This is a genomic window from Vibrio splendidus (genome assembly GCF_001557875.1).
Classification (GTDB): domain Bacteria; phylum Pseudomonadota; class Gammaproteobacteria; order Enterobacterales; family Vibrionaceae; genus Vibrio; species Vibrio splendidus_F.
This window is the reverse complement of sequence record NZ_LNRF01000001.1, coordinates 332542-354898: the sequence shown is the minus strand read 5'-3', so window position 1 is coordinate 354898 and position 22357 is coordinate 332542. Positions and strand designations below refer to the sequence as shown.

Here is a 22357-nt window from a genome sequence, read left to right as displayed (position 1 = left end):
GCTCTACTCGCACGTGCGCTATTCAACAGGTTCTAATAGAACTTGACCTGTTGATCCTGATGGTGGAGCAATACCTAAGATTGCCGATAGGGTTGGCGCGATATCATAAGGCGTCACTTCCTGATAAATCTTATGACCTTTAATACCGCTTCCAGCAAAAATAACCGGCACATGAGTATCATATCGCCATGGCGAGCCATGAACGGAAGCAACAGAGAGGCTATCAAATTCATTGATGTATACGCCTGGGTTAAACACTAAATAGAGATCGCCTGAGCGAGACGGGTAGTAATTGTTTTCAACGAGTGCCGCTATTCGTGTGTTAGGTAGGCGACCGGTTTCAATCGCGTTTGCTGTAAATGCAAATTCAATGCCTTCGATCTTATTGAGCTCCTGAGATAGAAACTGTTGCACCTCTGATAAGTCCAGCTTGTGCTGTTGTATTACCTTGTGATCGAGATAAAAGTTCGGGTTTTCGAACGCTTCAAAAAGCTCCTCTCCGACTCCGAAGCGCGTTTTTGCTTTATCAAAGATGCCACTTTTTTCAAGCGTATTGGCACCGAAGTAATGCCCTTCGGTAGAACCATGATTAGTAATGTAGCTCGGGCTGTCTGGCGCACCATGGTCAGCAGACAACACAATCAAGGTGTTTTCTAGCCCAACATAACTATCGACATAGCTAAACAGATCCGCGAAAGTGCGATCCAAACGCAGCAGAGTATCTTCAGCCTCAAGACTAGAGGGACCATTCGCGTGAATCACGTAGTCTGTTGCGGAGAAACTCACAGAAAGATAATCCGTAAACTCACCTTTACCAAGTTGCTCTTTATTAATTAGTGACTTAGCAAAGTCCGCTACAATATCGTCTGCGGCAGGGCTCAAGCTCAGCATGGTCGTAAAATAGGGAAAACTTGCCGGTCCAAAAGGATACGGAAAGCTGCGTTGGAAGGTCGCAATCTCTGTTTTGAAACTCACGTCACCCTCTTGAGCAAACAAGTATTCCTCACGAGGTTTCAATAGTTCCCAACGTTGATTGCTGTACTGCTGAATAAAGTCCTGCTTGTTCCAATCGGTTACCCAATCAGGATAACTATCGTAATAGTAATCACTCGTCACAAAGCCGCCCGTACTCTTGGAGAACCAGAAGGCTTTTCCAAGCTCACCAGCCAGTGGCACAGCGCCGCGATCTTTGAATGATACGGCGAAAGAGCGTGACTGCCCGTTAGAGGCTTTGACCAATTCATCACTAAAAGTCGAGGATTTAATGTTCACCGGAGAGCGACCGCTACTTAAGGCAATCGCCTGTGTATCATCTATCTCTATGGCTTTTTCAGTTTCAACATCAGTAGCAAGCTCATTACGCTCAACATCCTCAATGTTATAAACCTTTCGATCCATTTGTCGGTCGAACCAGACATTTCCGACCATTCCGTTCACTGACGGTGGCGCTCCTGTTGCAAGGGCTGCGTGTCCTACAATGGTTTCCGTGTTGGCGTGTTGATAATGGGCATTGGCATAATGAAGCCCATGATCGAGTAAGTAGTTAAACCCATCTTCACCCATATTATCTCGATACCGTTCGGGTAAATCGCCACGCAATGCATCAACGGTGATTTGTAAAATGAGTTTAGGCTGAGTGGGCTCATTGGCTAATAAGACGGGCGCGACACTGAACGCAGCGAGCCCAAGAACTAATGGATGGTACGTGCTCATAAAAAGATCCTACAGATATTTATATTGGTACGTTGTTGGTAGTGACTACAAAAAAATGAGAAGCAATAACGGCTTCTCATTTCAGGAACCTCTTGTCTTATGATTTAACTGACATAATTCGTATAGCCATCAAGAGACACCTAGAATTGGTAGTTAAATTCGACGCGGTGATCGCCATCTTCGAAATCAACTTCTTCATTCCAGTTCGCAAAGTAGCGAACATTGAGGCGTGGGTTGATTTGGTATGACGCTGCAAACTCGTGAGTCATGATTGAATTGTCACCGTAGAACGCACCATTTTTGTAGGTATCTGAGCCACCAATAGTTCCCATGTACATCGGGTTATAGTTCAGCCAGATCTTGTCGGTAATTTCTATTTTCGCGTACATACCCGCGACATAAAATGTGCCATGCATGTCATAACGGTCATGCAGTTCATCGGCATCAGAGCGAGACTTATCAGTTAGAGGCTCACCTGCGGCAATACCTGCTCCTGCTAGAGGATATAAGTTCACAGGACCAAACTTTGGCAACGCTTGAATGAAGCTATACGATGCAGAACCTTGGTTGGTATCGAAGTTATAGTTCACGTCAACTTGAGCGCCTCGACCATTGGTTAGGTCGACAGTAAAGTTGCGGAAACGTACCGAGTCTATTGAATCATCGACATCTTTGAACTTGGATTTATCGTTATCACGGAAGCCAATGGCATCACCAGCGATCCCTTTCACTTCTAAAACGTTCATCCCCATCGTGGTGTCTGAACCCGTATCGTAAGTTTGACCAAACTTTAAGTTCAGTCCTTTATCGCTGTAGCCTGCACCGGCCTGAGTGTAAACAGCCAGTGGGTCACTCATGTCTTGGACAGAGTCTTCTGCTTTTGCGACAGAAGGAACACAAATTAGAGCTGTAACAATGCCTACCGCTAATGTGCGCGGCACAAATGTATCTAAGTCAATTTTCATGGATGAATCCTTGGTTAGACGCGCATGTTTATACGCGTATTACTGCAATTGAAATTGCTCATCCATGAGCGAAACGATCACTTTTAATCAAGTAACTTAAGTAACGATAAGAGTGTTAGATTTTTAGTGGCTGGATTTCTGGCATGTTAGCTTCCCAGTCTTGAACGTCAGCTACATCTGGTAGGTACACTCGTAGTGTGAAGCCCCAGTTATCAGCAGGAGTTGCTGCGTAGTTTACGCCAGTTTTTTCAGCGTATTCACCACACTGCTCGCCACCGAATACCACGGTGAATGTACCGTCTTCGTTAGTCGTTAGGCCTTGGTTCGTTGATACGATATTGTTCTCATTGGTCATTAGGAACTTATCTTCACCGTAAACAGTGATAGAGTAGTAACCTCGTGGGTCCACTGACTTAGGGGCGCGGTATGTCGCTGTGTAACACTCACCGCCTTTAACGCCTTCTTTAGCGTATACTGGGTACATTGCTGTATCGTGTGGAGATAGACCCCAAGCCCCAGCGTTTGCGTATGTTAGACCTTCCCAGTTAGTTACGTCAGAGATATCCCACTCGATGTGCTTGTCTTGAGCAACAGATAAGTGGTTATTGTACCCTTCCATCAATGCTGCACGTACTTTGAACATGCGGTCGAGATCAGGAGCTTCGAAACCTTCACCGTCACCACCACCAACGATTTCGATTTGGTCTTGAAGAACACGTAGGCGAGCCATATCTTCTTCAGTACCGTCAGTAGCTAGACGGATACCGATTGCTACGAAACGAGTATCGAACATGTCTGGAGTGAAGTGGTAAGTGCCTGCTTCAACTTCGTACACTGGGATTGTGTGGTTTGAAGTTTGAATGTGTAGAGACTGGAACTTATCACCGTTTGAAGGAACAGTTACAGAAAATGGCTTGGAAGTATCGACACCACCTACAGAGTACAGGTGATCAAGCGCAGGTGTTACAACCCATGTGTCACCAACTTGGTTAAGCTGACGGAAGTTGTGTACGTTATTCCAGCCTGCTTTGAAGTTGTTAACAAAGTTATTGATGAAGAAACGAGCTTCTTGGTGAACAAATTCTTGAGCCGTCATACCGTGATCTTCAGGATTAACAGCCCAACCAGAAGAATCAATAGCGCTCATAAGCTCAATCGACTCAGCTGAGTAAAACTCAGAGTTCGCTTCATAAGCTGGAGTAGATGCAACAGCACCGAAAGAGGTAGCAGCAACTAACGTCGCTAAGATGGTCTTTTTCATTACAGTTTCCTCGTTAAATTTCTAATTTTTACCAGTAACGGTGATATGGTTAATGTAATTAGAAATATTGAGAGGAAGTAGTAGCGGTAATTAATGCTCTACATAAACACGGTTTATGTAGAGATAGATAATCAAGTAAAAAGATCGTTTGGTAGGGCGCTATATGTTTTTCAGATACTGATGAAGCTGAGCGCGAATTTCCGCATGGCTTTGATTATTTGAGTATTTTTTATGATAGACCAGATCAACTTGAATAGGGTCAATAGGGAAAGGCACCTGAATCTTCTTCAATCCAAGCTCCTCGATTAACGGGTCGTTATCATTAGTTGCACAGATAGCATCGGAGTGTCGCACACACAGCAGCATCGAGCTTGGACTTGTTACCTGCTTAACAATCTTCCTCGGCAGATTCATTTTAGCTAGCTTCTCAATACCAGAGACCTCACGCACCGTATAAGTCAGCGTCACGTGTTCAAGATCGTAAAACTCTTCTAACGTAACTGAATCTCCGATTGTTGGATGGTCTTGACGGCAAACGTAAACAAGGCCTATCTCCTGAATATGTTCATACACAAATGCCTGCTCTTTTTCTTGCTTAAAGCGGGACTCAATCGCCATGTCGATCTTATCGTGACGTAAGTGGTCAAGAACAAGATACTCAGACAACGGGTTCTCAATTAACTTCACCCCTTCAATCACTGGCAGCTGAATCACGATGTGTTCGGGAGCATAGACGGTGAACTCTCTGGGTTTATCCAGCGCTAACTCAAGTCTATGTTCTATCTCTTTAAAATGTTCAGCAAGGGCGTGAGCATCAGATGTGGGCTCAAGCCTGCGACCATGACGAACAAACAACGCTTTACCCAACTGTTGTTCTAGACGTTTAATGCTTGCAGACATAGCTGGCTGGGTAACGTCCAAAACGTCAGCAGCCTGAGTAATGCTGTTGAGTTCGTAAACACGTAAGAAAGGGATAATTAGATTTAAGTCCATACATTCCAACCGTTAGTCGTTAAGTCGAGTCGCCGTTTGGTGACTCTTTTAAGTGTTTGGGAAAGAGGTTACACCCTAAAACAAAAATACCACCCTTTAACAAAGAGTGGTATTGAATAACTTAAACAGAAATGTCGAAAGCAGACCTACAAACGATTCACTCGCGTTGGTAAAAACACCTCACCCAACATGCATCGCACCGAACCACCACCAATGTCTTCGATCGTTTTCACGTTAAATGGTAGCAGCTTACCGTGTGTCGAAAGTTGCGCGAGTTGAGCTGGAGAAAACGCATCATAAGCCGATTGAGACATGGCAATCACCTTGTCGCCATTCACGGTTTCCAGTTGTAGGATATTGCCGCAGAATCGGTTCATCTGATCGATTGAGATAGAGATAACCTGCTTGTCTTTGGCAAGAGATTTCACTACAAAGCGACGCTCAAATTCAGGGATCACTTCATCACAGATCACGCAGAAGTTATCACCAATCGCCATCATTACATTGGTATGGTAGATCGGCTGACCAGACGGCAGCGCAGTTTGGAAAGAAACCACGCGAGAATAGCCAATGCGCTTTGCGTAATCTTCTAATACCTCGCGGTCACAACGTTGAGAAAGCGCCGCATAGATGGTCTTGTTGATATGGTCGATAACCATCACACCCGTGCTCTCTAAGTAAGAACCTTGCGCGATATAAGACTCTAGAGACTCATTGTGGTTAACAATTCGACCAGACGCTTCCAACGCTTCAATAAGCGCATTCGGCTTAACTTCATTTTGACGGTTTTCACACGCCATAGGGAAAGTGAATAAGCTTCCATCACTACAAGTACTGAACCAGTTATTTGGGAACACTGCATCAGGGGTTTCGACACCCAATTCAGGGTAATCAAACTCCACAACTTGCACACCTTCTTTACGTAGCGAAGCGACCATCGCCTTAAATTCGGCCATAGTTTCTAACTTTACCTCAGCTTCAGTCAGATCGACTCTGTGCTGAAACTCGTTATCACGTGCTGTTTCTTCGTTAAATTTAAACTCTTTTGGCGGCACCATAACAACGCAATTGGCGTTTTGAACATTAGTAATATGCAGTGATTTTTTATGTAGGTTTAACATTTCAACCGTCCCTATCTTTTATTTACCTCAGAATTGTAAACAACTTGTTACGACAAGATTCACTGAAAAGAATAATGATTTGAATATTTATCCCAAACAATTACTGCAAATCTTAGATTAATCGGTAATTTTTACTGCAAGATAACAGCACATCAGAAAGAACCAACTGTATGCATATTCGTTAAGTCACTTTATGGATAAATATTCTGATTCCATTTTCTCGCCCATCACGAGTTTTGATTACAATTCAATCCATTTAACGTTAGGATTATCACCGTTGCATAACAATCAATTACGTTTGAAATAAGCTTAACTTTTCCTGTCTAATTCAATCTAAAATAAGCGTCATGAAAGACACTCTTTGGACCTTTCCTGCATCGCTTCGACAAAGTTTTAGTGTTAAAAGCCAAGTGCTTAAATAAACGCTAGAACAAAATCCATCGAATGACTTAATACTGATAAGAACCCATGGGCGCTTATATAATTTCAAACTAAGACAGTTAAATTTAAATCAAGACTATAAAAACAAAGCTGCACCAACGATGCAGTCGCTTATAGATGCACTAGTTTATAAAGGGAAATCTATGTACAAGAAATTTGAAGGCTTTACTGAAGCCTTTCCAAAGGGAGAACCGATACAACCTCCTACTGGAATACTGGCATTCTGCCGCCATTACACCCGAGGTTTCGAAAAACCATTGATCTTGCTCGGGTTGATGAGCATGACCATCGCGATCATCGAAGTCGCGCTGTTCGGTTACATGGGGCAACTGGTTGACTGGCTATCAACAAGCAACCCAGACACTTTCTTAGCAGACAACGAGTCGACATTGATGGGGCTCGGTATTCTATTGTTGGTTGTGATGCCAATCTTGATCAGTGTTTACTCTCTATTACTTCACCAAACTTTGCTAGGCAACTACCCAATGTCGATTCGTTGGTTAGCGCACCGTTACCTTTTGAAGCAAAGCCTGTCCTTCTATCAAGATGACTTCGCCGGACGTGTCGCCACCAAAGTGATGCAAACCTCGCTCGCGGTGCGTGAAACCGTGACCAAGATGGTCGATGTGTTTGTCTATGTGACAGTTTACTTCACGGCGATGCTGTTCATGCTTGCAGAATCAGATTGGCGCTTAATGGCTCCGATGCTGATTTGGTTATTCGTTTACATCGGTATCCAACTGCACTTCGTGCCAAAGCTAAAAGACGTTTCTTCCGAGCAAGCGGATGCTCGTTCGCTGATGACGGGTCGTATTGTTGATAGTTACACCAACATCGCAACTGTGAAACTGTTCTCACACAGCAAGAGAGAAACCGAATACGCCGAAGAAGGTATGGAAGGCTTCTTAGATACTGTCCATCGCCAAATGCGCTTAGTAACCGGCTTCAATATCTGCGTTGAATTCGCTAACTACTTATTAGTGTTCAGCATTGCGGGTATCTCTATCTACCTATGGTTAGATAACGCGATCACCGTAGGTGCGATTGCGATTGCGGTCAGTTTGGCTCTACGTATTAACGGTATGTCGAAATGGATCATGTGGGAAATCGGTGGTCTGTTTGAAAACCTAGGCACTGTAATCGATGGTATTAAAACCTTGTCTAAGCCCATCGCTATTGAAGACAAGAAAGACGCAAAGCCTTTGGACGTTCCACAAGGCGGTATCCACTTCGACAACGTGAGCTTTAACTACGGTGAGAATAAGGGTGTAATTAACAACCTAAATCTCAACATTAAGCCGGGTGAAAAAGTGGGCTTGGTTGGCCGTTCAGGTGCAGGTAAGTCGACCCTAGTCAACTTACTGCTGCGTTTCCACGATGTAGAAAGTGGCCGCATCCTGATTGATGACCAAGAGATCTCGAGTGTTACCCAAGATTCGCTGCGCAGCAACATAGGTATGGTGACTCAAGATACCTCACTGCTGCACCGTTCGATCAAAGACAACATTCTTTACGGTCGGCCTGAAGCATCAGACGAAGAGGTATACGCGGCGACTAAACAAGCGCACGCTCATGAGTTTATCGAAACCCTAACCGACCCGTTTGGCAATGTTGGTTACGATGCTCAAGTGGGGGAACGTGGCGTTAAGCTTTCTGGTGGTCAACGTCAACGTGTCGCTATCTCACGTGTTCTTCTGAAAAATGCTCCATTACTTGTTCTAGATGAAGCCACTTCTGCACTCGATTCTGAGGTAGAGGCAGCGATTCAAGAGAGCTTGATTGAGCTAATGGAAGGCAAAACGGTTATCGCGATTGCACACCGCCTGTCGACTATTGCCGCGATGGACCGCTTGATCGTGCTCGACCAAGGTAATATCGTCGAAGAAGGCACGCACCAAGAGTTAATTAACCAGAATGGTATTTATGCACAACTATGGAATCACCAAACCGGTGGATTTATTGGTGTGGAAGAATAACCAATTAAAAACAATCAGTTAAAGTAATTTTAATCACCAAGTGGCGATAAAGTGGCGGCAGGTTTTTTATTTTGCCGCTATTTTTCATCTACCGTAATGGTTCCATTTTTATTGAGCGTTTACACACCAAACATCAAGCATGTAGATTATCAATATATATCTACCCCAAACGCCTTTGCTTGCTGCGTCTGGATAGGTCAAGTTCGGGGGGAACTTGGCCGCCCTCTAACCTCTTCATCGAAATAAAAAGCGCCCTACAAAAGAGCGCAATTTATACCGACTGACAATCTATTTATTATTGTGTATCCAACTCAAAGTTGAAATTTTGGAGTGTCAGATTCAGCGGCCATTTCGATAATTGACTGTATCGCTTTCACTTTGTCTGCGTCTAATTCACCTTTATTATCTGCTATCAACAAGCCCATTAAGTAGCACCCTACCTGTGCACTTCCCGCACGCGACTCACTCATGGAAATACCATCAATAATGATCTCAAGCGATTGTTGAAACAGTTCTTTTTTATTAGACATACAAATACCCCTACCAACGTTACAAGAATAATACTGTATACATATACAGTAGTAAACAGGTGTTTTTGCGAGCTATTTGTTTCGAGAATAGGATCACGTCATACGCGCCTTTGCCGATTTCTGACACTCCAATTTGGAAAATCAAAAACTCGTCGCCATATTCCCCACATCTAAGTTCAAGTCAGTTCCCTTTTCGCTCTTAGCTTTTTCAATTGCGACTGGTTTGTCTGACTTGATGGTCAATGACACTTCAGATTTGCTTTTCACGGTTTGGTTACCTAGAGGACTATAAGCTGTGCTTTGCTTCATAGGCTGAACCCCTCCAGCTTGATAAGCGTGGTATCCCCGCTCGGTTTGGGTTCGCTCAGTTTTGTTTTGGGTTTCATTGGTCGTAATGCCAAGCGTCGCGCTCTTATCTTCAATACGATTGAGCTTAGCGGCTAAGTTATCAACTTCTTGACCAGCTTCATCAGTTTGAATTTTCCACCCATCAGGGATGAGTGCATCCGGCAGTTTGTTGATTAGCGCTTTGAATTTATCCCACAACCAACCAATGCTGTCACCAATCCATTTAATGACTTTGTCTAAGCCAATGAACTTATCGATTAAATAAGTGATGGCGATTACTGCAGCGGCAACAGCGGCTACTATGAGCCCGATGGGGTTTGCCAGAACAGCCGCATTCAAAGCAATCAACGCCACTTTTAGAATGGCGACCGTCGCCAGAATCCCTTTAAAGTTTTGCGCTAACCAAATAAGCCCTTTACCCAGCAGTTCAAAGCCTTGATAAAGACCATCTACGGTTTGGATCAGCTTTTCGATAAAATCGGTTCGCCAGGCTACGTTCTTAAACTTCTCCGAAAACTGGGTGAATGCTTTGGTCGCTTTTTCCATGATGGGGGCAAGTGCTGCAAACTTCATAGAGCGAACGCTTTCTTCTATTTTTTGCAGAGCATCATTGTAGGCTTCCGCTTTCGCCGCATCTTCTGCAGTCGCACCGCCACCCAATGCATTGAGTTCTTTTCGTGCTGCCGTTAATCCTTCGGTGCCTTCACGCAACATGATCAGCATCTTGCGACCGTCTTGTCCAAAGGCCGCATCGGCAAAGGCCATTTGCTCTTGCGGCGTTTCAAGCTGAGAGAACTCTTCAAGGAGCATCTCATAAGCCTGCTTGGTGTCTTTTGCTCCTTGTAAGTCTTTATGCAGCGCGTTATCACTCTTCTTGAGGTAAGAGCCTAATGCACCTGAGCCCGTTTGTTGCAGCACGCCAAGTCGCTTGGTAAAACGAAGCATGGAGTTAGACAGTGCGTCAGAGCTTACCCCTGCATGTTCAGCTTGGGACTGCATAGCTTGGAGTTCTTCAATAGGTAAGGTTAGGGTCGCCGATGTCTTTGCAAGGTTGTCCATTTCACCTGCCGCGCCATTCACTTGTGTCACTAACCCAGCAAAGCTCAACCCACTTAAAAGCGCGGCTCCTTTTCCTGCCGCTGCAGCGCCGACCTTTGGAAACTTGATTGAACGGTTCAGCTTTTGAATCGGGTTCATGACTCTTTGTAAGGTGGTATAACGCTTACTAAGCCTTCCAATTTCCTTACCGTGCTTCTTATAACTTCGATTCAGTCGGTCGTACTCATCATCGAGATTCCCTGTATTTACTCCTGTCTTTTTTAACTGGGTATCGAGCTTCTCTAAATGGGATTTGTAACCCTCTTGCTCAGTGTTCAGTTTGCTCAGCTTAGCTTGCTGCTTTGTGATTTTCTCCGTGAGCGCAGCGCTTGGGGATTCAACGCCTGCTGCTTTTACTTTTAACTCCTCAAGCTTTTCGCTGACTGCAGCAACAGCAATGGCGTTCTTGTCCATTGCTTTTCGTGACGTTTTTAACGAGTCAATCATCCCCATTGCGGCAGAATCATCAGCCTGTGTCTTCTGTACCTTTTTGATGGACTTGGCGTAATAGTCACTCTCGCCACTCATCCCTTTGAGAACGGCTGAAGTTTTATCTTTCATATCCATGAGAACAGACAGTTTCATTTTCATTCTGGATAGCCTTTTGTTGATACAAAAAAAGAGAGCTTATTCGCTCTCTTGTGGTGTTTGTTCGTGCCTTTGCCTGGCTAGCTCTCGAAACAGTAATAGATCGTCGTAGCTGAGTTTGTCTATTTCGCTTGGGGGCCAATGAAACACAAGGGCGATATCTGCGTAATAGTCTTCAACTCGCTCTATTACTATTCCGTCGCGACGAAAAAAGAGGCAAGTGTCGTGAGTAATGGTGCCCAGTTCTCTGGAGGCATATTGATAATGTCACGCTCATTCAAGCAAGAGATTCGAGGCAATAGCGTTTGTCCTGCTTCAAACTTCATTCCGCACACATCTATTAAGCTCAACCCGCGCAAATGCCCAGAGTGTGGCTTGCTGATATCAATATGCGTCAGCGCTTTGCCGTCTTTTTCAATAGGCGAGGCCAGCTCCGCGACCTTGACTTGTGACTCGTCTTTAATGGGGTTGGTCATAGCCAAGCTCCTTTTGTAATGCTTCTAGTTTTTTCTTCACACCGCCTTTGTTTGGATCTAGCTTCATCACTAGCTCAAACAAGTTGTGCGCTTTTTCTTTGTCGCCTGCTTCAAAGTGCCAGTCACCGACAAGGCGGAACATTTTCACTTTGAGTGGGGGGTTGGTAGCAAGCTCACCCGCCAGTAAATCATTGACGGCTTTAAGCAGGTATTCGCGCTTGTACGCTTTCTTTTCAGTGTGCGCTTTGTGCGTGTACTTAAAGACGTAGTCACAGAAGCCCGTTTGACCATTCACTTTGAAATTAGCCGGTGTTTCTAATCCGCCATCGATGGCCGATCGAAAGTCATCGTGGATCTCTTCAAACTGGCCAAGGTCAAAGTGCCACATATAAAAGCACCACATCACATCAAGGTTGCCGTAGTCGCCTTTGTGAGTGTCCAGTAGCTTTTCAACCAATGGTCGGTACTTGTTAATGAGCTCTTGCTTGTACGGATCTTTCTCTTTCGAACCCGACAAGGTGCGCAAGTAGCTTTGGTCTTGCTTAAACACGAGTTGCGTTTCTTCCCAGGGCCTATCAGCAAAAGCGGTGCGAACGGCTTGGCTTACTGTTGACTCGTTCATAGCGTCAACACTGTCGATCGCTTCAAAGGCTTTAACCGGCTCTGGCTTTGCCTTCTGAGCCTCTCGTTTCATCAGTATGGATAACATGTTCTTTCTCCTTACTGCGGGATGAGTTCGTCACCGTTGAAGAGCACTTCAAGCTGACCATCTTTTATCGCAACCGTAAGCGGGTCGACTGTCCATGCGCCTTTCAAGGTGTAAGCGCGGTTTGTGTTCGTTTCTAAAGTGATGTCTTCACCCACAAAATCTGCAATGGCTTTCTCATCGGTGTCTTGAGCGTGAATGATGGTGCATTTGATAAAAGGCGCATCCGAGAATTGCTCAGAGAAACCCAAAGGTCCATCGTCACCCATTATGGTTTCGCGCTTCATGTTGCCGAGGCCATATTCCGCCCCTTCTTTGATGGGAAGGCGCCCTAATGAGCCTGCGTTAAGGACAGCACGGCTAGTAATTTTTGTTCCCATGACTTACTTCCTAAATTGAATTTTGCCTGCAACGATAATCAAACCGTTCACGAACTGCGGTGAATCTTGGTAGTTGACGCGCTGCTTGTTGGTTTCATCTAGCTCGACAATGAGCGACTTTTTGTAGCCATCGAAATCTTGCACGATGCCTTGGTATTCCAAATCTCGATACAAGGTCAACAGCTTGGCTTTGAACATGGTCGGCGTCACAATCGGCTGACCTTTGGCGAACTTGGTTCCGTCTTTCGCTACCTTGTGGCGAGGGTAGACACTTAAGATCAATGAACGCTGTTTCTGACGAAAATACATGGCGGTTGCCGGTGTCATGACATCAAGGTAACTGTTGTCCGTTACGCCAGCTGCGTTTTCCGTGTAAGCGGTAACGGCGCGCTCGACTAACACTTCATTCGCTGAGTTCACCGTGTAGGTACTTAACCCTTCATACAAAAAGAGGTTACGTTCAGCCCAGTCCCATTCTTGTGCTGCCAGTGAGTAAACACCGTTCAACTTGAGCGTTTGCAGGGGTCTACAAGGGTCGATAGCCAGTGAGGGGGCGATTTGACCAACCCATGCGCCAATCGCTGCCGCGTCAGACAGTGGCGCTTCTGCAGAGTCACCCAAGTTATTGATGGGCAGAAAGTTGATTAACGCGCAGTTGCTTGTTGGTGCAAAGGTGATGAGCTCTGCGTGTGTGCCTTTCTTGGGTAGATACGCGATGCCTGGTACTTGCTCTAATGCGCCATATCGCTCTTCAAGAAAAGTCCCTAACTCACGAATGGTGGTGCTGTCGTTCAATGAACACATGATGTGGTGATATTGAACATCCCCCAATGCGGCTAAGGCGCTTGCGGTATCACTATCTTCAACACTGACCGCAAAGATAGGCATGGTTTTATCTTGCTTACGGAAATAGGTGATCATTTCCACTATGTCGCTATTGGCACCAAACGAAGCTGCAGCAATCGTCTCATCCATACAAAGCGTGATTTTGTTGGGCGCGACCGTTGCGTCACTAACCGCATTACCGATCGCCAAGACAACTTGCAAGTCTTCTGCGCTGTTTGCCAGGCTATTGTCAATTTCAATGTAGACACCGGGAACGCGAGCGGTGCTTGGTACTTCAGCAAAACCAATACTCATTATTTAGTTTCCTTTTGGGCTGTGGGCTTGGCTGTTTTATCGATGACCACGATACTTTTTTCAGCGAGTCGACGTAGCCAGTAAGCGTTACGAGGTTTATCTTCACCTGCCGCTTTCAGTGGCTCTCGGGTTGTGGGGTCTTTCACGATCAAACTTGTTGTCGCTGGCTTAATTTTGAAAGTGGGTAGCGCGGTTTTCTCGACTTCTTGTTTATCCATTACGCTGCATCCTCTAGTGCAAAGTGTTCCGCTGCCATGGCGAGTAACTCTCGCTCTAGAGCAGGCGTCCAACCAATGAAGGTTCGTTTGGGCATTTGGTAATTGCGTTTGGTTTTCACGCCACCTGTCCATTGACCTGTTTTACTGTTGTAGTGACCATTAACGCGAGTCGTAAACGACACTTGAGCGCCTTGGTTGTGTTCTTGGCCAATGCGACCTGCGATGCCTTTTAGGCCAACCTCAAAGCTCTCTTCTGTCACATGAGTTCTTAACGCCTTGCCAAAACCCAGCAACATGTTTTTATTGTTCACGGTGTTCTGCGCTTGAGTGCCATCCCATAGTTGGGTTGCCTTTCGCCGCGTTCGGCTTTGGTACGGGTTATTGTCTATATCTCGCTGAGCTCGAATTTGCTGACGAAAGAATTGTCTTGCGCGGTTGGCCATCCGTTTGTTCAGTTCAAACTTATCACTGGCCGTCAGCACCAAACTTTCCACAACTTGAGTCAGTTGCTCAGGCGTCGCGAGGGTTAATTCACTCATGGCAAATCATCTAAGTGGCCGACAAAGTAGACCAATTTACCGAGTTGGTCTTCATCGGCTCGCGCTTCAAATCCACTGACACATTCATAACGGGTATCACCTTGCTTCCAATTGCCTTGTTCGTTTTCTTGAAGGTCGAACTCTTCACGAATATCAATTTTCAGCTTGAGATCAAACGCACCTTTGTCGAGAGGCTCTAGCGCGAACGTCGGCATGGGCAAGCCTTTTTCCGCTCGCTCTGGGTCGTACTTGTTGAGCCAGCTGACTAATTGCATAAACAACACTTGCGGCTCTAGCTTGGCGCTTTGCAAGAAAACGATGGCGGTATACTCAATTTCAAACCCATCGACATCCGCACCCTGACCACAAAATAGGGCGCCATCTTCCGCCCACACATCCATTTTGGCCGCATCGGTCACATGGCTTTTGAATAGGTCAGTTAAGCTTTGCAGCGCTTTCATTACACCCTCTCAAAGCAGTAGGTTTCTTCTGCGTGAATCAACATGTCTATGGCTTGGCGGTACTGCACTTCGCACTCTTCTTTCTTACTGGTGAGCGCTTCTTGTCTGTCTGCCGCTTCGGCGGTGGTGTCACCACTCATTTGCACACTGATTAGTTGAGCGGCGGTTAGTGCGAATACGGCCTGCTTATAAAGTGTTTCGGCCGAGTCATCATTACCAAAGCGTTCTTGAGATAACTCCGTCAAACTAGCAAAGGGGGTTAAGGTGTCTTTAAGTTCAGAATGCACTTTGATGCGTGACACCGTAGCGTGATGCAGAATACCTGCCTCTGTTTCATTACTTTGGAAATGGAACAGAGACTGAAACTCTGAAATCTTTAGTACTGGATATTTAGCCGTGGCTGGCAACTCAGATTCATAGAGCTCGTTTTTATCACCGACAAATTCCATGATGTATCCTTACAGGGTTAGGGAATGCAGGCCGACAATCGCGAATAACAGTTAGCACCAAAGCGCACCTGAAACAGCAATAGAGCCTGCATTGAGGGGGTGTTAGTTTCTAGCGGTTGGCTTAATGCCAAGCACCGTTAATCCAAAGCTTCACGTTTTTGAATTCAATGGCTGCGGCTTTGCCAACTTCTTCGATCACGTAAGCCATGTTCATCGACTCAAAGTTTTCAATTTGGTCTTTTTCGTCGTTCTTCTTACCTGTAGAGCGGCGAACTGAACCTTCTTGAATGTAGATGGATAAGTTGTCGTAACTGGTCACCATGATGCCCGTCGAAGGGAAGCCTGGTACTTTCACTGCAGGCAGACCGCCATAAGTACCGATGACTTGCAGCTCTTGGATTTTGCCTTTTTCGCTTGGCGTATTACCGTGTGCTTCGTAGAACTTGGCTTTGTCATAAGCGAGCAGATCAGAGCCGATGATGGCGACAAGGTTTGAATCGTTTTCACAGGCGTCATGCAGTAGGTTTTTCGTTTCAAGCACGGCTAGGTCTAGGTTGATGAAGTCACCACCTTCACCGATACGAATTTCACCATCCGCTTTTTGTCCCGTGGTAATTAAGCGATTTTCGTTATGATCACGCATGGCTTGGAACCAACCTTTATTCACATCTTCACCGTTCGGATTAGCGCTAGCATCGGTATTTTTAGCGACACTTACGCCATACCAACCAATGGTGATTTTATTGGCGTCAATCTGCTCTCGGGTTGCTTTACTGATCAAGGCGTTGAAGTTTTTATGGTGCGCCCACGCGTCCAGTTTTGTGTAACGAAGCGCGGTATCAAAGTTCGTTTGCTCACACATGTAAGGCATCGCCCCCATGCTTGAGTGATCTTTCGGTGTGCGTTTGCCCGAGCCCGATGTATCGGTACGACTGGCAATCATGCCCGTAGCGCCAAGACCAATGGATTCACCTTTTTGATTTTTCACTGAGATGATGTTGATTTTGCCTAGGAACCAGTTGCTTTCACGGATAGCCGCGATAATGCGCTGAGTGCCATTCGGGCTCACATTAAACTTCTCGGTTGCATCATCCACATCGTTTTGCGCTGCCACAGCTTTCACGTAGGCACTGAGTTTTATTTTGGTCTGCTTTTGCATGTTCTTACCTAATTCAATTCGTTATGGGTTGAGGGCGTGTCGAAGCCTATAAGTAGCGCTCTTCGTCATTACCTTCGCCGGCTAACTTGCGCTGCTCTTCATCGGTTAACTTACTGAACTTTTCAATTTGGCCAGTTAGGTTTTCTACCTGTGAAGACAAAGTCTCTACCTGGTCTTTGAGCTCGGTGACATCCGTACTGTCTTCAGGTTCATCGGGTTGCTCGGGCGGCTTACCATTGGTGTTTAACTTTTCAACTTGCTCATTTAACTGGCTGAGTTGTTGCTGATTTTCTTTACCTTGCTCAATGCTTTGCTTGAGTAGCTCTTCAAATTCTTTACTCATGTCGTCTTCTTCCTGTTGTTGTGAGAGCTGCTCAAGTTCATCTTCGCCCTTAAGCCAGCGCTTAAATGTATGGAACATCGAGGTTTCTTCCTCGGTGCTTTGCGATAATTGTTCAGGAGCGATTTGAAAGCTCGTTGGCACGCACGCTTTATCTTTGCTGTTAGCCGACAGCTTAATCTGGGTCGTACCTAACGATGCAGGCTCATCAGTCAGGGCCAATCCGGTCAGATAGGCTTTCCCTGTATCTGCAAACTTTTCATAGAACTCACATGAGGTATGTAAAAGCTGCCCCTGCTCAGCCATACGCAAAAGCATTGAGTTTGGTTTCAGTACTGCGAATAGCTTGTCTTCTTTCTTTTCGACAGAGAGGACAGAGCCGTACTTGCTGCTCCACGGGTAATGGTCTGCATTAATTCGAGCTGTATAAACGTCTGGGCTATAAGTTTCTGCAATCTCATCAATGATTTTTTGCTCAATGATTCGACCATCAATGGTTGCTCCTGCCTGTAAAATACAAATTAGCTCTGATTGGAACATGCCTAAACTCTCCTAAATTCGATGATTCCAATTTACCCAATGCCTCCGCCTTTTTGTATTTGTCCTAGTTCTAAACGCTTGATATAGAAATCGTTCAAGCTGAGTAATCACAAGCGCTGTAGCACTATGCAAACATGGAAAATAATGTTGTTAGCGAACCGCTCTATACCGCCGACCAAACGAAAGCTTTGGGACTGTTTTTACGCCAACGTAAGCCTGCTGAAATTGCAGAATCGGTTAGTGTGGCCACTCGTACGGTTCAAAAATGGATCACTCAGTTTGATTGGAAAACGCTGAGGGATGACGCGCCCGTCGAATTAATGATGAGACAGCGCATTGCTTACTTGATGTGGGTTGACCAAAAACTTGAGAGCCAAGAGCGTGAGCTCAAGATGTTGCTCGAACAGCAATTTAAACGTGATGAAGCTGAGCAAAGGCGCAACCGACCAGCTAGCCGAAACGATGGCGAGAATAAGCGTGGTCGCAAGCCAAATAAGACGAAGAACGATGTATCCCACATCACCAAAGATATGTTGGACGAATATCGCGAGAAAACCTTCTTCGAATACCAAAAGGACATTCACGGCCACAAGCAAAACGATGAGATCAATGAAGTGCGCTTTTATCTTAAGTCGCGCCAGATTGGTCTTACGTTCTATTTTGCCTTTGAAGCGTTTGAAGATGCGGTGCTGACTGGCGACAACCAGGTGTTTATCTCTGCGTCGAAAAAGCAGTCTTATATCTTCAAAAACTACATTCGTAAGTTTGCGCTAGAGATTGGCGACGTTGACCTAAAAGGTAAGGACGACATCGAGCTCAGCAACGGCGCGAACCTTGGTTTTATGTCCACTAACGTAGCGACCTCTCAAGGTTTTAACGGCCACATGTATTGGGATGAGGTGTTCTGGATCCCAGGCTTTGCGGATTTAGATAATTACGCGGGCGGTATGTCGATGCAATCGCAGTTCCGCACCACTTACATTTCAACACCTTCCACCATGGCCCATGAAGCCTACCCAAAATGGCAAGGCAAGAAAGAGCACGGCATTGATATAAGCCACAAGGCGCTAAAAGCCGGCGCTTTGGGTGTTGATTTTATCTTCCGTCAAATGATCACTGTGGATGATGCGATTAAGAAAGGCGCGACCTTCTTCAACATGGATAAGCTCAAGCGTAAATATCCAGTTAAAGAGATTTTCGACAATCTATTGCGTTGTAAGTTTTTGGACGACAGCGCTTCATTCTTCTCACTGAAAGCACTACTGGCGTGTAAGGCAGACAGTTCACTTTGGAAAGATGTCGACCACGAGAAAGCAAGGCCAGTAGGTAATGCAGAAGTTTTAGTCGGTTATGACCCAAGAGGTGGCGGTACGGGTGAAAGCTCGGATGATGCAGGCTTAGTGGTGGCGTTAAAGCCTAGACGTAAAGGCGGCGTGTTCCGATTTATTGAGCGGGTTCGCCTTAAAGGCTCCAGTTATGAGCAACAGGCTGACACCATTCGCGGCATTACTGAGAAATACAATGTAGTGTACATGGCCATGGATACCAGTGGTGTAGGCTCGGCTACCGCTGAGCTGGTTCGTAAGTTTTACCCAGCTCTGGTCGAGCTGGATTACTCACCCGAAGTGAAACGACTGATGGCCTATAAGTCGAGAGAAATCATTAACAGTGGCCGCTTACAGTTTGAAGCGGAATGGGATGATCTCGTTCACTCGTTCTTAATGATTCGCCAGCAAACCACCAAGGTGAGTAACCAAATTACCTTTGTTTCCAACCGCAGCAAAATTGGCTCTCATGCGGATTTAGCCTGGGCTTCGATGCATGTGATGCGTTGGGAGCCGATTGATATAAACAATGACACCAACACCAGTGTCGAGTTCTTCTAGCCTAATTATTGGAGAGGCCAAGTGATAGAGATTGAATTTTCTAACCCCGTGAGCGTGATGAACAGCGACATTCTCAGCTATTTAGAAGTGGCGTTGGTTGATGGTTTATACGAACCCCCGATTGCACTCGATACATTAGCCAAGGCACTGCGCACGAACCCGATGCATTCGAGTGCGATTGAGTTTAAGCGCAATACGTTAATGCATGCCATTGCGCTGAGTGGATTACTCTCACGCCAAGATGCAAAGCGCTTTATTCAAGACTACCTCACTTTTGGCGGTGCTCACCTTCAGGTGATTCGTGATTACAGAGGTTTAGGCGAAGTCGTTAAGCTCAAGCACTTACCGACACTTTACATGCGTAGGCGTGAAGACTTGGGTTGGACGTATAAACCAAGAGCTTACGATGATGAAGGGCGTATTAATTACAAACCTAACCAAGTGTTCTATTTGGGTGATTATGACGTTGCTCAAGAGCTGTATGGTTTGCCGAGTCACATTAGCTCTTTGACGTCTATCTGGCTGAACGATGATGCCACCTTGTTTCGTCGTCAGTACTACCGTAACGGTAACCATGCTGGTTACTTGTTGTATATGAATGAGCCAACCATGACAGAGAAACAAGAAAAGGCCATTAAGAAGCAGCTGCAAGCTCAAGAAGGGATGGCGTTTAAAAACTTGTTTGTGAATGCCAAAGGTAAGGACACCAAAGCCCCAGAGCTCAAACCAATTGGTCAGGTGGAGGCCAAAGACTCTTACAAAGAAGTGAAGAACCAAACCATGAACGAGGTGCTTTCGGTTCACCGTGTGCCAATCGAGTTGATGAGCATTCGACGTGAGAGTATTACGTCACTCGATTTGAACAAGGTCGATTGGCTGTTCCACAAGAACGAACTGCTACCGCTCATTGATATGATGCAAGAGTTGAATGATGTTGTGGGGCAGCAGGTCATCACCCCTAAAGAATATAAAAGTTTGGATGCGGCTTAGTATCGAGTATAAGCTGATTCGCCTTTACTGCAGCCTGTGTTGAAGCTGCGCTCTTATCCAAGTTTGTAGTGATAAAAGCTTCTGAGCATTTTCAGCACAGGTTTGCAGGTTTGCTACATCTTCGTCTAAGACTTCGGCGTCTCGCTCGTAACCTGTAGCGGTTTTGGCGGTACCATCAGGGACGGTGGAGGGTTGCTGAATACCGATTGCTCGATTATGCGCTCGCACTGATTGGGCGCGGATGTGCATCCATTCAGCATCATTAACAACGCACTGCTTATTATTGTTCTTTTGAGCATACTTGATCACCTCTTTTTCTATCTCTCGAAATTCAATTCGAATATCAGGCTTTTGGTTCGCAAGCTTCACGGCGAGCTGAAAAGCCTCGTTTTGTTTTTGCTCTACTTTGTCCCATAGGACATTTTGCGCTTTTAAGGCTTTCACCTCAGTGGTGGTTACGCCGTAGTCATACGAACAATAAGCAACACCGCTAAGAACGGCAGCACAGGCGATGGCTTTAAACAAAGTTAGATATTGGTTTAACATGATCACCATCCACTCAAACAAACGTCTTTTTCTTTGGTTCTGCGTTTAGGAATGCCGGCACAGTTGCTTTGCTTGAGTCGGCAGTCTTTACCATTCACAAACACCCATCTTGGGTACTCGTTACAAGCGCCTTGATGATCACCTTGGTTAAACTTCTTCAGTAAGGTAGAGCGCGTGAAATTGCCAGCGCCAAGATTAAAGACAAAGCTCACCATCATGTCGTATTCGCCCTGGTTAGCTGTTTGGGTAATGTGTTTGTTTACCACTTGTTCGGCAGCTGAGATATCTTCAACAAAATACTCAGCCGCTTGTAGCTCGGTGAACATCATCTCGGGTGTAACGCTTTTTGTATGTCCAAGCCCCGCAGTCCAAACATCGGCACTGCATTGGTAGGGTTTGAGTATGCAACCTTCTTCATTTGCGACATGGCTGAGGCCTTGCTCACTGGTAGTAAGCTCTGAATCAATGGTAAAAACAATGGCAAGAACGGAGGCAACAGAGCACACCACAGTCTGTACTGCTTTGGTTTTTATGCTCATGCTGAACCCTCTTTTTTTGAGTTCAACTTGTCCAACTGCGCTTGGCTGAGTTTGGTTGCAATAGCGTAGTGGCGAATAGCCATGATGCCTGCACCAATACCGACCGCTACAGACAAAACTTGGAGTACGTCATTCACGCCAAAACTGATTAGGGTTGCACTAATGGAAGCGAAGATTTTCTTTAGGCCAGTGACATCGAGTAGTGATACGACGAGTGCCTTTGCCTCTGATTCATTCATTGGTTTCTCTCTTATGGCTAGATGATTAGTTCCCCCATAAGCAGTGTATCTCGTTGAGTTTTAAAGAGGACTGATGGCATTTCTAGTGTCGAGATATAGAAGTTCAGATAGCAGAAAGAGAAAACCCAGCATCGGAGCTGGGTTTGATAAGGTTAAGTAGCAAGTCCTGATAGCGTTGGCCGCTCACAAAACGGGAAACCTTCGACATTCGGGTAGTCACTGAGTAACTTGCGGTCTAAGAGCAATAAATTGTATTGCTCGATAGTAAATGGGGACGTTCGTAACCCCGATGGGTAGCTCTGATCTTTTTCGTATTGGTCTATACGATCGAGCACCTTTACCAACAGTAGATTTCTCCAATCCAATTCACACTCTGTTTTGTTTGGCCGCTGGAGCGCCTCACTGTATTGCCAAGAGTTAGTCTCATAGCGCCAAGTATCGTAAGGGCCCGGCTTAATAAACGTATGAGAGCTTGGAATTGCTGCCAACTCATAGGTCCAAAAGTCAGGGCGAATTCTGTCTTTAGCATAGGCTTTGCATTCAGGTATTTGATGCCATGTACTATCAATGAGAACTCGATGAAATCCCTCAACACTAAAAGGAGGCTCATTAAAAGTGTGCTTACTTGGCAGTAAAAAGGCTTCATCCTGGACAATGAACTCGTTGCACTCGTGGTCCCAGTAAGGGGTGTTAATCTTGGTTGCCGTCATATTGA

General features: G+C 45.6%; 25 protein-coding genes. 3 read left to right on the top strand and 22 right to left on the bottom strand.

All coding sequences use genetic code 11. The features are described from left to right. Nucleotides 1–18: 18 nt before the first annotated feature. From ATB74_RS01565 to ATB74_RS01545, 5 genes are all read right to left on the bottom strand, one after another. Nucleotides 19–1713, bottom strand: a complete 1695-nt coding sequence (locus tag ATB74_RS01565) for an alkaline phosphatase family protein (protein WP_061016082.1) — start codon at nucleotides 1711–1713, stop codon at nucleotides 19–21. Between the two features lie 140 nt (nucleotides 1714–1853). Then, a complete protein-coding gene (locus ATB74_RS01560; RefSeq protein WP_061016080.1) occupies nucleotides 1854–2678 on the bottom strand; it encodes a hypothetical protein in 825 nt (274 codons plus the stop codon). Nucleotides 2679–2793: 115 nt separating this feature from the next. Next, nucleotides 2794–3939, bottom strand: a complete 1146-nt coding sequence (locus ATB74_RS01555) for a DUF1214 domain-containing protein (protein ID WP_061016077.1) — start codon at nucleotides 3937–3939, stop codon at nucleotides 2794–2796. A 159-nt stretch (nucleotides 3940–4098) separates the two neighbouring features. Next, nucleotides 4099–4932 carry a LysR family transcriptional regulator gene (locus tag ATB74_RS01550; protein WP_060980798.1) on the bottom strand — a complete coding sequence of 278 codons (834 nt, stop codon included), beginning with the start codon at nucleotides 4930–4932 and terminating at the stop codon, nucleotides 4099–4101. Nucleotides 4933–5078: 146 nt separating this feature from the next. Next, nucleotides 5079–6053 (bottom strand): arginine deiminase-related protein, encoded by a 975-nt coding sequence (locus tag ATB74_RS01545; RefSeq protein ID WP_061016075.1) that lies wholly within the window; start codon nucleotides 6051–6053, stop codon nucleotides 5079–5081. 584 nt (nucleotides 6054–6637) lie between these two features. On the opposite strand from ATB74_RS01545, the gene ATB74_RS01540 reads away from it, so the two are divergent. Beyond that, nucleotides 6638–8470 (top strand): ABC transporter ATP-binding protein, encoded by a 1833-nt coding sequence (locus tag ATB74_RS01540; protein WP_061016074.1) that lies wholly within the window; start codon nucleotides 6638–6640, stop codon nucleotides 8468–8470. 311 nt (nucleotides 8471–8781) lie between these two features. Here ATB74_RS01540 and ATB74_RS01535 read toward each other — a convergent pair whose 3' ends face one another. The 13 genes from ATB74_RS01535 to ATB74_RS01480 form a co-directional block, all read right to left on the bottom strand. Then, the gene (locus ATB74_RS01535) at nucleotides 8782–9000 is read right to left on the bottom strand and encodes a hypothetical protein (protein WP_061016071.1); all 219 of its coding nucleotides are present in this window, start codon (nucleotides 8998–9000) and stop codon (nucleotides 8782–8784) included. Between the two features lie 141 nt (nucleotides 9001–9141). After that, nucleotides 9142–11037: a hypothetical protein gene (locus ATB74_RS01530; RefSeq protein ID WP_061016067.1), complete on the bottom strand. Its 1896-nt coding sequence runs from the start codon at nucleotides 11035–11037 to the stop codon at nucleotides 9142–9144. 36 nt (nucleotides 11038–11073) lie between these two features. After that, nucleotides 11074–11193: a GpE family phage tail protein gene (locus ATB74_RS23605; protein WP_258182968.1), complete on the bottom strand. Its 120-nt coding sequence runs from the start codon at nucleotides 11191–11193 to the stop codon at nucleotides 11074–11076. 32 nt (nucleotides 11194–11225) lie between these two features. Continuing rightward, on the bottom strand, nucleotides 11226–11510 hold the full coding sequence (locus ATB74_RS01525) for a phage tail assembly protein (protein ID WP_004737238.1): 285 nt from the start codon (nucleotides 11508–11510) through the stop codon (nucleotides 11226–11228). Then, nucleotides 11494–12219: a phage terminase small subunit gene (gpM, locus tag ATB74_RS01520; RefSeq protein ID WP_061016065.1), complete on the bottom strand. Its 726-nt coding sequence runs from the start codon at nucleotides 12217–12219 to the stop codon at nucleotides 11494–11496. Before gpM ends, ATB74_RS01525 begins: the two co-directional genes overlap by 17 nt. A gap of 11 nt (nucleotides 12220–12230) precedes the next feature. Next, nucleotides 12231–12596, bottom strand: coding sequence for a phage tail tube protein (locus tag ATB74_RS01515; protein ID WP_061016063.1), 366 nt, complete (start codon nucleotides 12594–12596; stop codon nucleotides 12231–12233). A gap of 3 nt (nucleotides 12597–12599) precedes the next feature. After that, nucleotides 12600–13736 (bottom strand): phage tail sheath subtilisin-like domain-containing protein, encoded by a 1137-nt coding sequence (locus ATB74_RS01510; protein ID WP_061016062.1) that lies wholly within the window; start codon nucleotides 13734–13736, stop codon nucleotides 12600–12602. Continuing rightward, complete coding sequence (locus tag ATB74_RS01505) at nucleotides 13736–13954, bottom strand: DUF2635 domain-containing protein (RefSeq protein ID WP_061016060.1); 219 nt, start codon at nucleotides 13952–13954, stop codon at nucleotides 13736–13738. The genes ATB74_RS01510 and ATB74_RS01505 overlap by 1 nt, the downstream gene beginning before the upstream one ends. Then, nucleotides 13954–14493 carry a phage virion morphogenesis protein gene (locus ATB74_RS01500; protein ID WP_061016058.1) on the bottom strand — a complete coding sequence of 180 codons (540 nt, stop codon included), beginning with the start codon at nucleotides 14491–14493 and terminating at the stop codon, nucleotides 13954–13956. The genes ATB74_RS01505 and ATB74_RS01500 overlap by 1 nt, the downstream gene beginning before the upstream one ends. After that, complete coding sequence (locus ATB74_RS01495) at nucleotides 14490–14954, bottom strand: phage tail protein (RefSeq protein WP_061016056.1); 465 nt, start codon at nucleotides 14952–14954, stop codon at nucleotides 14490–14492. The genes ATB74_RS01500 and ATB74_RS01495 overlap by 4 nt, the downstream gene beginning before the upstream one ends. Then, on the bottom strand, nucleotides 14954–15403 hold the full coding sequence (locus ATB74_RS01490; RefSeq protein ID WP_061016054.1) for a head completion/stabilization protein: 450 nt from the start codon (nucleotides 15401–15403) through the stop codon (nucleotides 14954–14956). Before ATB74_RS01490 ends, ATB74_RS01495 begins: the two co-directional genes overlap by 1 nt. Nucleotides 15404–15524: 121 nt before the next feature. Continuing rightward, a complete protein-coding gene (locus ATB74_RS01485) occupies nucleotides 15525–16562 on the bottom strand; it encodes a phage major capsid protein, P2 family (RefSeq protein WP_061016052.1) in 1038 nt (345 codons plus the stop codon). Between the two features lie 46 nt (nucleotides 16563–16608). Further along, nucleotides 16609–17442 (bottom strand): GPO family capsid scaffolding protein, encoded by an 834-nt coding sequence (locus tag ATB74_RS01480; protein WP_061016050.1) that lies wholly within the window; start codon nucleotides 17440–17442, stop codon nucleotides 16609–16611. A 134-nt stretch (nucleotides 17443–17576) separates the two neighbouring features. Here ATB74_RS01480 and ATB74_RS01475 point away from each other — a divergent pair, with 134 nt between their 5' ends. Both ATB74_RS01475 and ATB74_RS01470 read left to right on the top strand, forming a co-directional pair. Continuing rightward, a complete protein-coding gene (locus ATB74_RS01475) occupies nucleotides 17577–19328 on the top strand; it encodes a terminase large subunit domain-containing protein (protein ID WP_061016048.1) in 1752 nt (583 codons plus the stop codon). A gap of 21 nt (nucleotides 19329–19349) precedes the next feature. Further along, nucleotides 19350–20318, top strand: a complete 969-nt coding sequence (locus ATB74_RS01470) for a phage portal protein (protein ID WP_061016046.1) — start codon at nucleotides 19350–19352, stop codon at nucleotides 20316–20318. Nucleotides 20319–20342: 24 nt separating this feature from the next. On the opposite strand, the gene ATB74_RS01465 is transcribed toward ATB74_RS01470, so the two are convergent. From ATB74_RS01465 to ATB74_RS01450, 4 genes are all read right to left on the bottom strand, one after another. Beyond that, entirely contained in the window at nucleotides 20343–20864 is a 522-nt protein-coding gene (locus ATB74_RS01465) for a hypothetical protein (protein ID WP_061017691.1), read from the bottom strand. A 2-nt stretch (nucleotides 20865–20866) separates the two neighbouring features. Beyond that, nucleotides 20867–21403 (bottom strand): lysozyme, encoded by a 537-nt coding sequence (locus ATB74_RS01460; RefSeq protein WP_061016044.1) that lies wholly within the window; start codon nucleotides 21401–21403, stop codon nucleotides 20867–20869. Beyond that, entirely contained in the window at nucleotides 21400–21642 is a 243-nt protein-coding gene (locus tag ATB74_RS01455) for a hypothetical protein (RefSeq protein WP_061016042.1), read from the bottom strand. Before ATB74_RS01455 ends, ATB74_RS01460 begins: the two co-directional genes overlap by 4 nt. Nucleotides 21643–21794: 152 nt before the next feature. After that, entirely contained in the window at nucleotides 21795–22352 is a 558-nt protein-coding gene (locus tag ATB74_RS01450) for a hypothetical protein (RefSeq protein ID WP_061016040.1), read from the bottom strand. Nucleotides 22353–22357 lie beyond the last annotated feature (5 nt).

Coding starts and splice junctions, on each gene's coding strand:
- ATB74_RS01565 (WP_061016082.1), bottom strand. CDS start 1,713: ATGAGCACGTACCATCCATTAGTTCTTGGGCTCGCTGCGTTCAGTGTC.
- ATB74_RS01560 (WP_061016080.1), bottom strand. CDS start 2,678: ATGAAAATTGACTTAGATACATTTGTGCCGCGCACATTAGCGGTAGGC.
- ATB74_RS01555 (WP_061016077.1), bottom strand. CDS start 3,939: ATGAAAAAGACCATCTTAGCGACGTTAGTTGCTGCTACCTCTTTCGGT.
- ATB74_RS01550 (WP_060980798.1), bottom strand. CDS start 4,932: ATGGACTTAAATCTAATTATCCCTTTCTTACGTGTTTACGAACTCAAC.
- ATB74_RS01545 (WP_061016075.1), bottom strand. CDS start 6,053: ATGTTAAACCTACATAAAAAATCACTGCATATTACTAATGTTCAAAAC.
- ATB74_RS01540 (WP_061016074.1), top strand. CDS start 6,638: ATGTACAAGAAATTTGAAGGCTTTACTGAAGCCTTTCCAAAGGGAGAA.
- ATB74_RS01535 (WP_061016071.1), bottom strand. CDS start 9,000: ATGTCTAATAAAAAAGAACTGTTTCAACAATCGCTTGAGATCATTATT.
- ATB74_RS01530 (WP_061016067.1), bottom strand. CDS start 11,037: ATGAAAATGAAACTGTCTGTTCTCATGGATATGAAAGATAAAACTTCA.
- ATB74_RS01525 (WP_004737238.1), bottom strand. CDS start 11,510: ATGACCAACCCCATTAAAGACGAGTCACAAGTCAAGGTCGCGGAGCTG.
- gpM (WP_061016065.1), bottom strand. CDS start 12,219: ATGTTATCCATACTGATGAAACGAGAGGCTCAGAAGGCAAAGCCAGAG.
- ATB74_RS01515 (WP_061016063.1), bottom strand. CDS start 12,596: ATGGGAACAAAAATTACTAGCCGTGCTGTCCTTAACGCAGGCTCATTA.
- ATB74_RS01510 (WP_061016062.1), bottom strand. CDS start 13,736: ATGAGTATTGGTTTTGCTGAAGTACCAAGCACCGCTCGCGTTCCCGGT.
- ATB74_RS01505 (WP_061016060.1), bottom strand. CDS start 13,954: ATGGATAAACAAGAAGTCGAGAAAACCGCGCTACCCACTTTCAAAATT.
- ATB74_RS01500 (WP_061016058.1), bottom strand. CDS start 14,493: ATGAGTGAATTAACCCTCGCGACGCCTGAGCAACTGACTCAAGTTGTG.
- ATB74_RS01495 (WP_061016056.1), bottom strand. CDS start 14,954: ATGAAAGCGCTGCAAAGCTTAACTGACCTATTCAAAAGCCATGTGACC.
- ATB74_RS01490 (WP_061016054.1), bottom strand. CDS start 15,403: ATGGAATTTGTCGGTGATAAAAACGAGCTCTATGAATCTGAGTTGCCA.
- ATB74_RS01485 (WP_061016052.1), bottom strand. CDS start 16,562: ATGCAAAAGCAGACCAAAATAAAACTCAGTGCCTACGTGAAAGCTGTG.
- ATB74_RS01480 (WP_061016050.1), bottom strand. CDS start 17,442: ATGTTCCAATCAGAGCTAATTTGTATTTTACAGGCAGGAGCAACCATT.
- ATB74_RS01475 (WP_061016048.1), top strand. CDS start 17,577: ATGGAAAATAATGTTGTTAGCGAACCGCTCTATACCGCCGACCAAACG.
- ATB74_RS01465 (WP_061017691.1), bottom strand. CDS start 20,864: ATGTTAAACCAATATCTAACTTTGTTTAAAGCCATCGCCTGTGCTGCC.
- ATB74_RS01460 (WP_061016044.1), bottom strand. CDS start 21,403: ATGAGCATAAAAACCAAAGCAGTACAGACTGTGGTGTGCTCTGTTGCC.
- ATB74_RS01455 (WP_061016042.1), bottom strand. CDS start 21,642: ATGAATGAATCAGAGGCAAAGGCACTCGTCGTATCACTACTCGATGTC.
- ATB74_RS01450 (WP_061016040.1), bottom strand. CDS start 22,352: ATGACGGCAACCAAGATTAACACCCCTTACTGGGACCACGAGTGCAAC.